At 58.8% G+C, this 14,509-nt stretch carries 11 protein-coding genes; 9 read left to right on the forward strand and 2 right to left on the reverse strand.

Going from position 1 to position 14,509, the window contains the following annotated elements; translation table 11 throughout:
• Positions 1–39: 39 nt before the first annotated feature.
• From AC0TN7_RS23230 to AC0TN7_RS23270, 9 genes are all read left to right on the forward strand, one after another.
• The gene (locus AC0TN7_RS23230; protein WP_090416884.1) at positions 40–1,857 is read left to right on the forward strand and encodes a glycosyltransferase family 2 protein; all 1,818 of its coding nucleotides are present in this window, start codon (positions 40–42) and stop codon (positions 1,855–1,857) included.
• Complete coding sequence (locus AC0TN7_RS23235) at positions 1,854–3,173, forward strand: DUF3131 domain-containing protein (protein WP_473702505.1); 1,320 nt, start codon at positions 1,854–1,856, stop codon at positions 3,171–3,173. Before AC0TN7_RS23230 ends, AC0TN7_RS23235 begins: the two co-directional genes overlap by 4 nt.
• Entirely contained in the window at positions 3,170–4,717 is a 1,548-nt protein-coding gene (locus AC0TN7_RS23240; protein WP_473702506.1) for a DUF3131 domain-containing protein, read from the forward strand. The genes AC0TN7_RS23235 and AC0TN7_RS23240 overlap by 4 nt, the downstream gene beginning before the upstream one ends.
• Entirely contained in the window at positions 4,702–6,096 is a 1,395-nt protein-coding gene (locus tag AC0TN7_RS23245; protein ID WP_473702507.1) for a DUF3131 domain-containing protein, read from the forward strand. Before AC0TN7_RS23240 ends, AC0TN7_RS23245 begins: the two co-directional genes overlap by 16 nt.
• Positions 6,093–6,518 (forward strand): globin family protein, encoded by a 426-nt coding sequence (locus tag AC0TN7_RS23250; RefSeq protein WP_024909518.1) that lies wholly within the window; start codon positions 6,093–6,095, stop codon positions 6,516–6,518. Before AC0TN7_RS23245 ends, AC0TN7_RS23250 begins: the two co-directional genes overlap by 4 nt.
• Before the next feature lie 11 nt (positions 6,519–6,529).
• On the forward strand, positions 6,530–9,196 hold the full coding sequence (locus AC0TN7_RS23255) for a hybrid sensor histidine kinase/response regulator (protein ID WP_473702508.1): 2,667 nt from the start codon (positions 6,530–6,532) through the stop codon (positions 9,194–9,196).
• Positions 9,196–11,367, forward strand: coding sequence for a glycoside hydrolase family 2 protein (locus AC0TN7_RS23260; protein WP_473702533.1), 2,172 nt, complete (start codon positions 9,196–9,198; stop codon positions 11,365–11,367). Before AC0TN7_RS23255 ends, AC0TN7_RS23260 begins: the two co-directional genes overlap by 1 nt.
• 94 nt (positions 11,368–11,461) lie before the next feature.
• Entirely contained in the window at positions 11,462–11,749 is a 288-nt protein-coding gene (locus tag AC0TN7_RS23265) for a VF530 family protein (protein WP_032647326.1), read from the forward strand.
• A gap of 7 nt (positions 11,750–11,756) precedes the next feature.
• Entirely contained in the window at positions 11,757–13,049 is a 1,293-nt protein-coding gene (locus AC0TN7_RS23270) for a glycoside hydrolase family 10-like protein (RefSeq protein WP_463726730.1), read from the forward strand.
• A 41-nt stretch (positions 13,050–13,090) separates the two neighbouring features.
• Here AC0TN7_RS23270 and dsbG read toward each other — a convergent pair whose 3' ends face one another.
• Together dsbG and AC0TN7_RS23280 are read right to left on the reverse strand one after the other, a co-directional pair.
• The gene (gene dsbG, locus AC0TN7_RS23275; protein ID WP_473702509.1) at positions 13,091–13,849 is read right to left on the reverse strand and encodes a thiol:disulfide interchange protein DsbG; all 759 of its coding nucleotides are present in this window, start codon (positions 13,847–13,849) and stop codon (positions 13,091–13,093) included.
• A 41-nt stretch (positions 13,850–13,890) separates the two neighbouring features.
• Entirely contained in the window at positions 13,891–14,502 is a 612-nt protein-coding gene (locus AC0TN7_RS23280) for a DsbA family protein (protein ID WP_024909524.1), read from the reverse strand.
• Positions 14,503–14,509: the final 7 nt, after the last annotated feature.

Consider the following 14,509-nt stretch of genomic DNA (forward strand, 5'->3'; position numbering starts at 1 on the left):
ATGGGTCTGCATTTTCACGGAATCAGGAACGCCGGAACTATGGATTTTTATTTTTCCCGTTTTGAACATCGTCGTCCTCCGGAGCCGTTAACAACACCGCGTTGGGTAATGATGACCTGGCAGGTGTTAGCGGTCGCGGCGCTTATTCTGGGCGCCAATTATATTTACTGGCGCTGGACCTCCTCCCTGAATACGGACGCGTTATGGTACGCCATACCGCTGGTTCTCGCCGAAACGCTGGCGTGGATCGGCACAGTGCTGTTTACCATCAATTTATGGAAAGAACAGGATCCTCCCCAGTGCCCGCCGCCTGGCGAAATTAACGAATGCCTGTCGCCAGAAGAGACCGTAGAACCTCGTCCTGTAAAAGTGGATCTGTTCATTGCCACCTACTCGGAAGATACCGAACTGGTCAGGCTATCCATTCGCGACGCCCTGAAGATGGCGTACCCGTTCCCGATTGACTACCGGATCCACGTGCTTGATGACGGCCGTCGCCCGGAGATGAAAGCCGTTTGCGATGAGGAAGGCGTCAATTACATCAGTCGACAGACCAACATCGGCTTTAAGGCCGGTAATCTGCGTAATGGCCTTGAGCAAACTGACGGCGATTTTATTGTCATCTGCGACGCCGACACCCGGGTATTTCCCACCCTACTCAGCCATACGCTGGGCTATTTCCGCGATCCGGACGTAGCCTGGGTGCAGACACCGCAGTGGTTCTTCGATCTTCCGGAAGGTGAAAATTTGTCACGCTGGGGCCAGCGGAAAGCGGGAAAAGTGGGCTACGGTCTGGGCTGGCTGATTCAAAAGTGTGTTGGCCCGGTCACGATAGGCCGCGACCCGTTTTTTAACGATCCACGCATGTTCTATGACGTGATCCTGCGGCGGCGAAACTGGGCGAACGCGGCTTTCTGCTGCGGCGCGGCCTCCATCCACCGTCGCGAAGCGGTCATGCAGGCCGCGCTGCGCAGCTATGTCTGGTCCGTCGAAGAGGAGATCCATCGCCATACGCGCGATATTCGCGATGACGAAACGCGGGAAGCGCTGCAGGAGGCAATGCGCCCGCACGTAGCGTTTGACACTGAGCTAACGCCCTACAAATTCCACGTCTCGGAAGATATTTACACCTCGGTGCTGCTGCACGGTGACGCCGCACGACGCTGGCGCTCGGTCATGCACCCGCGGGTGGAGTCGAAGATGCTCTCTCCGCAGGATATGCTGACCTGGATGATCCAGCGCTTTAAGTACGCCGCCGGCTCGCTGGATATTTTGTTCCATGACAACATCTTCAGCCGTCGCCGCTTCAGGCTTTCCCTACCCCAGACGCTGATGTATGCCACCACCTTCTGGTCGTACATGGCCTGCGTGTGGAACACGGTATTTTTGATTTCACCCATAATTTATCTGTTCACCGGCATTCCGCCGGTATCCGCCTGGTCGACGCCGTTTTATCTCCACTTTCTCCCGTTTTTTATTTTCTCTGAACTGGCCTTTATGTTCGGAACATGGGGGATTTCGGCCTGGGACGGCAGGGCCTCCTACCTCTCCTTCTTTTCCATGAACCTGCGCGCGCTCAATACGGTGCTGCGGGGCGAGCAGATCAAATTTCACGTTACGCCAAAAGAGCGGCAGACGGGCCGCTTTCTCTACCTGGTGAAGCCGCAGATAGCCATCGTGGTGCTGACCCTGACAGGACTCGTCTGGGGCGGTATCCAGGTGGCGCGTGGACAGGTGGACGACCCCTCCGGCTACGTCATCAATATTTTCTGGGGAGGGGTGAACATCGCCGCCATGCTGCCGCTGATTTTCGCGGCCATGTGGACGCCCGCTGAAGAGGACGAGGTCACCCAATGAGGATACGTGATGCCCTGCTGCCCGCGCGCAGCTACCTCACCATTTTGCTCGGCTTCCTGATCGGCTTTGCCATTGTGGTCTGGGTGGAGAAACAGATGCCCACGCGCGTGGAAAGCAGCGGCGGCATCGCGCTCAGTAAAGACTTCCCGCCGCTGCCTGCGAAACGGGCGCTGACCTATGACGAAGCCATCTGGGCGCGGGTCGCCTGGCAATACTACGTGAATAATACCCAGCCAAACGGTCTGGCGAACGCCAGCGACGGAGAACCGTGGCTGAGTCTATGGAGCGTGGGGAGCTATCTGTTTGCGACTGCCGCCGCACAGCAGCTCAACATCATTTCCACCGATGAGTTTGACGAAAGGGTCAGCACGGCCCTGTTTACGCTGGGGCAGCTGCCGCTCAACGAGCGAGGCCTCCCTGCCGCGTATTACCATGCTGACACACTCAAGATTCTGGGCAAACCTGACGTCTCCGCAATCGGTCTGAGCCGGCTGCTGACGGCATTACAGACCCTGCTGTGGCGCTATCCGCAGCACGCGGCGGCCATCCGCGATTTGTTGAGCGTGTGGCGCACCGCGGCGCTGATTGAAAATAACACCCAAAGCCAGGCTTCGGTGCCGCTCCATCACTGGACGCTGACCGATGACGAACAGCGGGACAGCTTTGGCTATAGGCTCTATGCCAGCCATACGCTGCGCTTAATTGACAGCGCGGCAGGCCTCGCGGTGACCAACCCGCCTGAAGGGCAAAAGATGATCGATCTGGACGGCGTGATGGTGCCGGATGAAGGGCTACGCACGCCCTGGGGCAAGCAAACCTCCCTGATCAGTCTCCCCTATCTGTTAACCGGCCTTGAGCTGGGCTTTGACGCGCAGAGCGCTGAAATCGCGTGGCGGATTATGCAGATCCAACAGCGGCGTCATAGCCTGCGTACCCCAAAACCGCCGGTCAGCACGGATTATGCCGAACCGGCGCCGGATTATGTTAACGATCTGCCTAACAGGCAGCCGGTTCAGGCGCGCAACCTGCGCGACGAAGTGCCGGAGAAGGTGGCGATTACCTCCACACGCACCGCGTTTGCCTGGTACGCCCTGTTCCGCAACAGCTGGAGCGAAGCGCTGCGCCAGCAGGTTCTGCCGCTTCAGGTGCCGGGTAAAGGCTGGCAGCGCGGGTTAAATCTCAACAACAGCGTCAATGCCGTCGTAGACGCCGATACCAATGCCATTGTGCTGGAAAGTCTGTCTTACATCGCGCATGGCCAGATGCTCTGTCTGGCCTGCCTCTCCACTTCCCCCTCAGCAGGAGCAACGCCATGAAGCCACGATCCCCGATCCTTTTCCACCTGCTCACGGGAATAACGATCTGCTGGCTGGCCTTATCGACCGTGCGTGCGGACACCGAGCTTCCTGCATCAGGTTACTCCCCGCGTAGCGGCGAGCTGACCGCCCGAGAGATGACCATCGCGAAAAACGCCTGGCAGTATTTCGTCTCCAACTATCAGCCCACGACGGGCCTGGTGAATGCGGTCAACAAATACCCCTCCACCACCATGTGGGACAGCGCCTCCTATCTGGCCGCCCTGACGGCGGCGCGCGAGTTGGGGATCATTGATAAAGCGGAATTTGACCGCCGGATGCTAAAATTCCTCGCCACGTTAAACACCCTGGTACTGTTCCGCAACGAGCTGCCCAACAAGGCCTATAACACCATCAGCGGCCAGAAAGTGGACTACACCAACAAGCCCGGTGAAATTGGCTTCTCGGCGCTGGATATCGGGCGAATGCTGGTCTGGCTGAAAATCATCAAAGAGCGTTATCCGGAGTACGGCAACAGCATTGATAACGTGGTGCTCGGCTGGGATTTCAGCCACGCGATCGACCCCTGCGGCACGCTGTACGGCGCCTATCTGGAGAACGGCCAGCCGAAATATGTTCAGGAAGGTCGGCTGGGCTATGAAGAGTACGGCGCGGCCGGTTTCCAGCTGTGGGGGTTTAATACCTGTAAAGCCAGCCGTCCGCAGCCTTACGAGCTTGCCGAAATCTACTGCGTGCTGGTCCCGTACGATACACGCGACCCGCGCAACACGTCGCAGCATAACTACGTGGTGACGGAATCCTACCTGCTCTACGGGCTGGAGTTCGGCTTTGATAAACCGACCGACCGGGATAACGCCCCGCGCGACTACTCCCTGACGTGGATGAAAAACTTTGCTGACCGCGTTTATCAGGCTCAGGAGAACCGCTATACCATTACCGGCGTCCTGACCGCGCGCTCCGAGCACCAGCTCGATAAAGCCCCTTACTTCGTCTATGACACCGTCTTCAGCGACGGGTACAACTGGAACACCATTACCGATAAGGGCCAGTTCGTCCCTAACGCTGCCGCGATATCGTTGAAGGCGGCGCTGGGCATGTGGGTCCTGTGGAACTCGCCTTATACCGACCGCCTGCTGAACACCATTGAGAATGCCAACGAAGAGGGAAAAGGCTACTACGAAGGGCTGTATGAAAACGGTGACGGGCCGATCAAAGAGTTCACCGCCAACAATAACGGCATCATGCTGGAAGCCCTGCTGTTCAAAAAAGAGGGCAAACTGCTGGCCTTCAACACCGACAACCCGAAGAGCAAGGATTTTGCCCCGTCGCTGTGGGATCAAAAGCTCCTCGATCAGTTTGAAGAGAACAACGCGCTTCGCAGCCGTCCGTTCCTGACCAGCACGTCGGCCGTAAAAAGCTGGTGCGACCGGACCGGCGTCACGCAGCGCACCAGACCCGCCTGCCAGGCCTGTCAGTGCGCATCATGCAGCGCGGACGAGCCCGTTAAACTGCCTCCGGTGACTGCGCAATGCTTAAAACCATAGCCAGAGGGCTCGCGGGATTACTCCTCGCAGGCGCGATCATCTTTGCTCTGTTTGGCCATCAGGGAGCCGGCTGGCGCTGGCTAATTAATGGCGGCTGGCACTCCAGCGCGCGTATTGCCGCCCTGACGCCGGAAGAGCAGAAATGGGCGGCAACCGCCTGGCGCTATTTCGTCAACAATACCCAGCCGCAAACGGGCCTGGTCAACGGGAGCGACAAACAGCCCCGCGCCACGCTCTGGCAAATGGGCGATACGCTTATCGCCCTGCTGGCGGCAAAAGAGCTGGGGCTAATTGATGACGCCGAGTATGACGCTCGTTTAACCCGTCTAATGGGCACCCTTAACCGCCTGACGCTGACCGAGATCCGGACACCGGGCCGGCTCTATTCCAGCCAGACGGCGGCGCCGATCGATTTTAGCGGCAACCCCGTCAAAAATGGCTGGTCCGCACGCGATATGGCTCGCCTGATGCTCGCCCTGCGCCTCACCGCTGAGCGGGAGCCGCAGTACAGTGAATACCTCGATAAAATTATCCTGCGCTGGAATTTCTGCCCGGTCATCGACGGTGAAGGCGAACTGTGGTCATCTTCGCTGCAAAATGGCCAGCCGGTGGTCCGGGAAGAGCTACGTCTGGGCGAGAGCGAATACGCCGCGACGGCGTTTCATCTATGGGGTTTTTCCCCGGATAAAGCGTTTACGCCGCCGATGAACCACGTCATCATCTCTCAACGGCGGCTGGCCGTGGATGCCCGGGATCCGCGCACCACGTGGCAGCCCTCCCTGATTACCACCCTTCCCTATATGCTGCCGGGCCTGGAGTTTGGCTGGGAGCCCGAAGGCGTTGCGGCCGATCTGCAAAAGCGTCTGCGCAAGCAGGCCGAAAACGTCTGGCTAAGCCAGAAGACCCGTTGGGAGACAGATAAGATCCTGACGGCCAGGGCGGATTTCTCGCTCTCTCAGGCGCCCTGGCATATTCAGGATACCGTCTGGGGAAATGGCTATGCCTGGAACTCTGTCGGCGACGATGGCCGGGACTACACCCGTTTCGCGCAGGTATCGACCAAAGCAGTCTTTACCCTATGGGCCCTGTGGGACACCCCGTACACCGACGTGCTGATGACGGTTACAAAACACCTTAACGATCCGCAGAAAGGCTGGTACGAGGGCCGTCAGGAAGCCACGGGTGATACCAACGCTGCCTTAACCCTCTCAACCAATGCCACGGTTCTGGAAGCCCTTTTCTTTAAACACAACGCCGGGCCGCTGTTTGACGTTCGTCGGTCGAAGAAAGAGAGCTATTTTTCACGCCGTCTGGCAGAGGAATACACGCCTGTCGGCCACTGTCTGCCGGGCGAAAGCACTATAAGGAGGACGCCGTGAAGTTTTATCGCGATCTGTTTGAATCCAGCCTGAACCGCGTCTTTCCGAATAATGAAAAAACCGCGTTTTTTCAGACGTTCTATGACGCCTTCGTCCACATGTCACCCGAAACTGAAGCGCATTTTTCTCGTCTGCCGGATCGGGAAGGTCAGCAGACCCTGTTTAAAAGCTTCTTCGCCATGCTTGCGGTAGACGGCGCATTAATCGTGCCTGATTTTCTCGAGCGCCTGGCGCGGGAGCAAAGCGACGACGGCCTCCACCTCCCACCGCGATTCTTTGCCCTGTGGCGCGAAGCGATGTTGAACGCGGTGAGCGAGCGCGATCCGCAGTGCGACGATGAGATCCTGACGGCCTGGGCCATGGCGATCGCGCCCGGGCTGGAATACCTGCGCCGACAGGCAGAACTGCACTACCGCGCGTAGGGAGGATCACGATGAGTTCGTTCACGTACGATCTTAACGCACTGCCGGCCGCCGTCATGATTTATGACCGCGAGGAACGCCTGCAGGCATGGAATCACAACGTTGCCCTGTTTTATCCGGTCATAACCCCGTGGCTGAAGGTGGGAACGACACTTGAGGCGCTGGCGGAACGCTTTATCGATGCCGTTTACAACGTCGACCCCGGCCTGCGTCAGACGCTGAGGGAGTCAGTGGTACGCAACTGTCGACAGGATAAACACTGCGAAGTGCGGCAGGCAGGCCAGCGGCGGATCTTCGTTCAGCATCAGCGGCTTTCGGACGGCGGTATTGTCAGCCTGCACAGCGATATTACGGAGCTGGATGAAGCGCAGCGCGCGCGCCACCAGCTGCATGACGACTTTCTGCTGACGGCGGAATCCATTCATATCGGGATCTGGGACTGGCAGGTTTCCGGCGACACGCTCCAGGTGAACGACACCCTGCTTGCCATGCTGGGCCAGTCGCGCACACAGTGGCGATATCCGGTGCGGTTTTTGCTGAATCAGGTCCACGAGAACGATCGCGCAGCGCTGCGCAAGGCGCTGCACGCTTCGAAGCAGGATCACCGTCCGGTCTTTGAATGTGAAATTCGCGTACATCATCCTACCGAAGGACTGCGCTGGATGCTGCTGTCAGGCCAGGTGGTCACGCTCTCCATTGAGGGAAACGCCGAGCGCGTTATTGGCACGCTGCAGGATATTACGCGGCGCAAAGAGGCTGAAATTCAGGCGTTCGCCTCGGCCCTTGAGGCACAAAAAGCCAATGAGGCAAAAAGCGCGTTCCTGGCGAATATGAGCCATGAAATTCGTACCCCGATGAACGGCATTATTGGCATGACCCAGCTGTGCCTGGATACGTCTCTCAGTGCCGATCAGCGCGATTACCTGACGCTGGTGATGAGTTCTGCCCAGTCTCTGCTGCATATCATCAACGATATTCTCGACTTCTCCCGTATCGAAGCCGGCAAAGTAGAGCTGCAGACGGACCCTGTGCCTGTCCGCCCCTTCATTCAGTCGCTTATTCGCCCGCACATGCCGGGGGCGAGCGAAAAAGGCATCGAGCTGCTGGTTGATATTGCGCCCGACGTCCCCGACGTGCTGCTGGTCGACGGCGCGCGTCTGCGCCAAATCCTGACCAATCTGCTGGGTAACGCCCTGAAGTTTACCCATCAGGGAGAAGTGATCCTGGTTGTTGAGCCCGGCGATAGCGCGGATCGATGGCGTTTTCGCGTGCGTGACAGCGGCATTGGCATACCGGCAGATAAGCAGAAGGCCATTTTTGAAGCCTTCAGCCAGGCGGATAACTCAACCACACGCCGCTATGGCGGCACGGGGCTCGGGCTGACCATCTCTGCGCGACTGGTTGCGGCGATGGGGGGCGAATTAACGGTCTCCAGCGAGCCGGGAAAAGGCAGCGAATTTTCGTTCTCGCTGCCGCTGGCGGCACAGACCCTGGCGCCTGGCGAGCGCCCACATAGCCATCGCTTTAGCGGTGACCCCGTGCTGGTAGTTGATGATAACGAGACCAATCTGCGGCTGCTGGCAGCGATGCTCAGCCAGATGGGGCTGAAACCCACCTGCGTCAACAACGCCAGCGAGGCCATCACCCGGGTTAAAGCTGGAACAGTATGGCCGCTGATCCTGCTGGACGCACAGATGCCGGATATGGACGGCGTGTCTCTGGCCCTTGAGCTTTCAGTTCTGCCGCAAGTTGCTGAGAGCCATATCATCATGCTGAGCTCCATGAGCCGACATTTTGATATCAATATGCTGAAGCGGATCGGGATCAAGAACTATCTGCATAAGCCTATCGCCCAGGATGAATTACATCAGGCGATTGCCGCCGCGTTTGAACGTTCGCCGGCACCCGTGGGTGAAAGCACGCCCGCGCCTGTCGCCTCGCCAGGGGCTACGGGACTGCGGATCCTGCTGGCAGAAGATAATCTGGTTAACCAGAAGGTCGCCGCGCGCCTGCTTGAGCGGCTCGGGCACACCTGTCAGATCGTCGATAATGGCGTCTCGCTGCTGGAAAGCTGGCGCGCAGGCGCGTGGGACGTTCTGCTGATCGACCTTCAGATGCCAGAGATGGACGGTGAGACCGCCATTCGCCTGCTGCGTGAAGAAGAACGGTCCCGGCCTGGCCCGGCTCAGCCCACCGTCGCCATGACCGCACACGCCATGCAGGGGGACAAAGAGCGCTGTCTTAACATGGGTTTTGACGGCTACATTGCTAAACCCATCAGCCAGGAACGTCTCGCTGAAGAGATTGCTCGCGTGCTCCAGCGCCACGAAGATTCCTCCGGTCTTCCGGATGAAGCACGCCTGCTGAAGCAGTGTGCTGACGACCCTGACCTGGTGCAGGAGTTGCTGGCCCTGTTTGGCGAAGGGCTGGAGGAGGCCATGAAGGCCATCACCCGGGCTATCGACAGCGACGACCGCGACGCGCTGCGCCGCGCTGCCCACAAGCTGCGGGGAGAAGCCGTCACCCTGGACTTCAGCACGCTCGCACAGCAGCTACAGGTGCTGGAAAGCGACGCGCATGCGCTGGATAGGCAACAGCTTGCAGCCCTGAATGAAAACCTTCGCCAGGAATCGCGGCGCCTGACGGCATGGCTCACCGCGCGCGGGGTAAACGCATGATGACTCGCAACTGCGCGCTGCTTTTTGCCCTGTTGGCCCCCCACACGGTGGCGAACTCTGCGCCGGTCAGCTGGTCTCTGGCTGGAGAATGGCAGGTTCAGGATGCCAATGACAGCGCACATCCTGTTGCATCAGGCTGGCGCCCGCTTCAGGTTCCTGCCAACTGGTACAGCGCCGGGTACGATCACCAGGGCGCGCTGTGGTATAAGCACGCGTTTTCCCTGCCCGTGCAGCCCCCCGACGTGATGAGTACCCTGGTGTTTGACGGCGTCGATTATCTAGCAGAGGTGACGCTAAACGACCAGCCGCTGGGCAAGCATGAGGGCTATTTTCAGCGCTTTTCGCTGGATGCCCGCTCGGCGTTACAACGTCACAACCAGCTCGTAGTCAGGGTCGACAGCCCTTACGAAGATCCCACTAAGGTCTGGCCGCTGCATAAAACGCTCATGAAGGGGATCCTTAACCAGCATGACACGCGTCCCGGTGGGGCCTGGTCGCCGCAAGGACAGGACGCCAACTCGGGCGGCATCTGGGCACCGGTCAGGCTGCATCTTAGCCGGGGCGCTACCCTTGATGAGACCATCCTGCGGACCGACTGGACGCAGGGGCTGACTCGCCCGGCGCTGAAGGCGGAGATACGCTATCGCGCGCTCGGTCAGGGCCCGGCGACCGTGCGGCTCACCGCCACGCCCGCCAATTTCAGCGGCAAGCGCTATCAGGCTGACTTTCCGGTTACCCTCGAAAGCGGCGCCCATTCCGTGCAGGTGACGCTGCCCATGCCGAAGGCAAAACTGTGGTGGCCGGTCGGCACGGGGAAACCGCACCTGTATACCATTCGCGTGGCATTGCGCGATGAAAACGGCCTGATGGATACTGCGGTGACCCGCACCGGCCTGCGTAAGATCGTCGAGCAGCCCGACAATAAGGGCTGGCTCATTAACGACAAACGCCTTTTTATTAAAGGCAGCAATTACATCGGTTCCCCGTGGCTCAGCACCATGACGCGAGAAAAATACCGTCGCGATCTTCGTCTGGTGGAGGCCATGAACGCCAACGCCATACGCGTGCACGGACACGTTGCCGGGCGCGCGCTGTATGACGTTGCCGATGAGATGGGGATGATGATCTGGCAGGACGTCCCGCTGCAGTGGGGCTACGACAGCCGTGACGCCTTTACGAAAAACGCGGTTCGCCAGACGCGGGAGATGATCGAACAGTTTGGCAATTCCCCCGCCATCATCGTCTGGGGCGGGCATAACGAACCGCCCTGGAATTCGCCGTGGATGGAAAAACGCTTCCCGGACTGGAATAAAGATCTGAATCGCGAGCTCACGCAGCAGGTAGCGGATACGCTTGCCGAAGATACTTCGCGCATCGTGCATCGCTTTTCCGCCGTCGAGGAACATTACTGGGCGGGCTGGTACTTCGGCACCGTGCGCGACCTGCTGGCGCCAGCCAAAACGGGGATCATTACCGAGTTCGGCGCGCAGGCGCTTCCCCGCTTATCGACGCTAAAAACCATCATCCCGGCGGCGTCGCTCTGGCCAAAAACGACCGCCGCTGACGATCCCGGCTGGACCATCTGGAAATACCATAATTTTCAGCCCTTCCAGACCTTTAAGTTTGCCGGTATTCCGCGCGGGAAGAACATTCAGGAGATGATTCGCAATACTCAGGCGTACCAGTCTCAGCTGGTGGCCACGGCGGCAGAAAGCTATCGCCGACAGCGCTACCAGCCGGTGACTGCCCTGTTCCACTTCATGTTCGTGGAAACCTGGCCCTCCATCAACTGGGGCGTGGTGGACTACCTGCGTAAGCCTAAAGCCGGGTTTTACGCGTTACAACGTGCGTACCAGCCTGTTCTGCCGTCCATTGAGCCAGTCACCGCGCAGTGGCAATCCGGGGCGGCGGCGACCGTGCGTCTGTGGGCCATCAACGACACCTGGAAACCGTGCCGCGAATGCCGTCTGACCTGGCGCATCACCCAGCGCGATAAGGTGCTGGCAAAAGGCACGACGACGATGACGATCGCAGCAGACTCGGGAACGATGGTAAAAGCGGTCACGGCTACGCCCGCGGGCCAGGATGACGTGTCGATTCGGTTTACGATTAAAAACAGTGCGGGAAAAATTGTCGGCGAAAATCAGCGCACGGAGTCCGTCATAAAGTGAGCGAGGGGAAAAGGAAAATTGCCGCTTCCCCTGCTTTCTTGTACCCTTTCAGCGTTTACCCCAATCCCCTAAAAATCGAGACATCCGGACGCCTATGACTGCACATATTTCCAAAGATCCTTTGCATGGCGTAACGCTGGAGATGATGGTCAACGCCCTGGTGGCGAAATATGGCTGGAGCGAGTTGGGCGACCGCATCAAAATTAACTGTTTCAGAAAAGACCCCAGCGTTAAATCGAGCCTGAAATTTCTGCGCCGTACCCCATGGGCGCGCGCGGAAGTGGAAGCCCTGTATCTGGACTCTCTCAACGATGAGGGAAATACAGAGCAGGCGGCGCCCGCCTTTAATCCCTGGGCCAACAGTCGGATTATCAAGAGCTAATACGCAAATGACGCGACACGTAAAACGGATCGGTGCGCTGGCTGCCTGCGCGCTTTTACTTGTGAGCTGCTCCTCAAAACCACCGAAATCGCTGGTTACCCCTCTCCCCACCGTCAGCAAACCGACGCCGCAGGCAAACCAGCCGATGCGCGGCATCTGGCTGGCGACCGTCTCGCGTCTCGACTGGCCCCCGGTGGCCTCGGTGAATGGCCGCAGCGCGGACCAGCGCATCGCGATGCAAAAGCAGGCGCTGATCGCAAAGCTCGACAACCTTAAGCAACTCGGCATCAACACGGTGTTTTTCCAGGTGAAGCCGGACAGCACGGCTCTCTGGTCATCAAAGATTCTACCGTGGTCGGATATGCTGACGGGCAACGTCGGCGAATATCCGGGATACGACCCGCTGCAGTTTATGCTCGATGAAGCGCACAAGCGCGGCATGAAGGTCCATGCCTGGTTCAACCCCTATCGCGTGTCGACCAACACGAAGCCGTCCACCATCGCCGCGCTAAACCGGACCGCCTATCAGACCCCGTCCAGCGTCTATGTTCAGCATCCGGAGTGGGTGCGCATCTCAGGCGACCGCTTTGTGCTTGACCCGGGCATTCCCGAGGTGCGGGACTGGATAACCAAAGTGGTGACCGAAGTGGTGGCGAACTACCCGGTAGACGGCGTGCAGTTTGACGATTACTTCTATACCGAAACGCCGGGGTCCGCGCTCAATGACGCACAGACCTGGCGGCAGTACGGCCAGGGATTTGCCTCAAAGGCCGACTGGCGAAGACACAACACGCAGCAGCTGATCGTCCAGGTCTCCCGCGCGATTAAACAGACCAAGCCCGACGTTGAGTTTGGCGTCAGCCCGGCGGGCGTGTGGCGTAACCGTTCCTTTGACCCGGCAGGCTCCGACACACGCGGCGCCGCGGCCTACGATGAATCCTTCGCCGATACGCGTCAGTGGGTGCAGCAGGGCCTGCTGGACTACATCGCGCCGCAGATTTACTGGCCCTTCTCCCGGGATGCCGCGCGCTACGACGTGCTGACCAAATGGTGGGCCGACGTCGTGAAGCCGACCCACACGCGCCTGTATATCGGCATTGCGTTCTATAAAGTGGGCGAACCGTCGAGAAACGAGCCAGACTGGACGGTTCAGGGCGGCGTGCCGGAGCTGAAAAAGCAGCTCGATCTCAACGATTCGCTGCCCAACGTCAACGGCACTATTCTGTTCCGGGAAGATTACCTGAACCAGCCGCAGACCCAGCAGGCGGTAAACTACCTCCGTGGACGCTGGGGTAGCTAAGTGATTACCAGGCAGAAACGCCCGTTTCTGCCTGTATTTTTTTACGGTTTCGGCCCGAACATCGCCTCGAGCTGCTGCGCATCCGGCATCCCCACCACCTGCTGCAGCTCGTTTTCCGCATTCAGATAATAAATAGCCGGCGTGGCGTTAGCGCCCAGGCTGTCCATCAGCGCCTGATGTTTCTGTAAGATCTCAACCGTTTCGCGGGAAGCCTCGCTTTCAGGCTTGGGCAGTTTTTTGCCGCCGGAGAGCTCGTATTCGCGCCAGGCCGCAACCGGATCTTTCGCATTCAGAATCGCTGAGGCGTTACGCCCGCTGTTGGGGTTGAGAAACGCCACCAGCAGCGTGTTGAGCTGAACCTTGCCCGCCTTCACCCACGGCTGCGCTTCGGCCCAGAACTGCTTGCAGTACGGACAGAACGGATCGGCAAAGACAAAGACCTTACGCGGGGCGTTATCCGCCCCTTCCTTCAGGGGATGCGCCGCGTTGAGGTTCTTCCACATTTCGCGTCCCATTGGGGCGTAGATCTCTTTCTGGAAATAGCCTTCGCTGAGGTTCTTCCCTTTGTCATCATAAAGATATCCCGAGATCACGTGCTTGCCGTCCGGCGTAAGAAAGAGCGTCACGCCCATATCCTGATACTGCCCCAGCCAGGCCGGTGCGCCGCCAGGCTCATCCAGCTTCTTGATGATTTTGATGTTCTGCTGCTCGCTGAAGTGCTTCACCACATCCGGTATGGCTTCAGCCGCCTGTACCAGCCCTGACGTCGCCAGCGCCGAAAGTAACAGTAATTTTTTCATTTCCCTCTCCGGTTTGTCGGGGGCATCACGCCCCCTTCAGGTTAGCGGTTTTTCAGTGCTTCACTGACCATTTCGTCGAACTGTTCGTACGGCACCCAGCCGGGCAGCAGCCCCTCGCCGATAAGCGTGGCAGGCGTGCCCTGGATCCCCATTTTTTCCGCCACAATGAGGCTGCGCCTGATCGTCAGAAAGCTCTCCTCGTCCGGCGTCGTCACGCTCACGCCCGCCCGCTTTTGCGCCTCCTGAATGCTGGCGTCATCGTGGTACCCCTTTTTCGCCATCAGAGTGTGGTTCAGCTTCATAAACTGCCCGGGATCTTTTCGCCAGAGCGTTAAGGCGTCTCGCGCGGCGGTCAGCGAACTTTCCGAGCGGAAAGGTAAAAACTTAAAGACCACCGCCACGTCCGGGTGTTTTTCGACAATCTTCTCCAGGTACGGGTCGAATTTTTTACAGTACGGGCAGTTGTAGTCGGTAAACACCACCAGGGTGAGCTTTGGGTTTTTCGCGCCGATGCGCGGTGAGTTCGGATCGTTAAACAGGAAATCAGCGATCATCTTCTGCGCGCGCTGCTCCTGGTCCGGCGTCAGCGGCTGGCCAGCTAATACCTGAAGCGGGGCCAGCAGGAGCAGAAGCGTAATAAAGAGTTTTTTCATCATAACG

It is taken from the genome of Enterobacter sp. PL_is511 (genome assembly GCF_055816065.1).

Coding starts and splice junctions, on each gene's coding strand:
- AC0TN7_RS23230 (WP_090416884.1), top strand. CDS start 40: ATGGATTTTTATTTTTCCCGTTTTGAACATCGTCGTCCTCCGGAGCCG.
- AC0TN7_RS23235 (WP_473702505.1), top strand. CDS start 1,854: ATGAGGATACGTGATGCCCTGCTGCCCGCGCGCAGCTACCTCACCATT.
- AC0TN7_RS23240 (WP_473702506.1), top strand. CDS start 3,170: ATGAAGCCACGATCCCCGATCCTTTTCCACCTGCTCACGGGAATAACG.
- AC0TN7_RS23245 (WP_473702507.1), top strand. CDS start 4,702: ATGCTTAAAACCATAGCCAGAGGGCTCGCGGGATTACTCCTCGCAGGC.
- AC0TN7_RS23255 (WP_473702508.1), top strand. CDS start 6,530: ATGAGTTCGTTCACGTACGATCTTAACGCACTGCCGGCCGCCGTCATG.
- AC0TN7_RS23260 (WP_473702533.1), top strand. CDS start 9,196: ATGACTCGCAACTGCGCGCTGCTTTTTGCCCTGTTGGCCCCCCACACG.
- AC0TN7_RS23265 (WP_032647326.1), top strand. CDS start 11,462: ATGACTGCACATATTTCCAAAGATCCTTTGCATGGCGTAACGCTGGAG.
- AC0TN7_RS23270 (WP_463726730.1), top strand. CDS start 11,757: ATGACGCGACACGTAAAACGGATCGGTGCGCTGGCTGCCTGCGCGCTT.
- dsbG (WP_473702509.1), bottom strand. CDS start 13,849: ATGAAAAAATTACTGTTACTTTCGGCGCTGGCGACGTCAGGGCTGGTA.
- AC0TN7_RS23280 (WP_024909524.1), bottom strand. CDS start 14,502: ATGAAAAAACTCTTTATTACGCTTCTGCTCCTGCTGGCCCCGCTTCAG.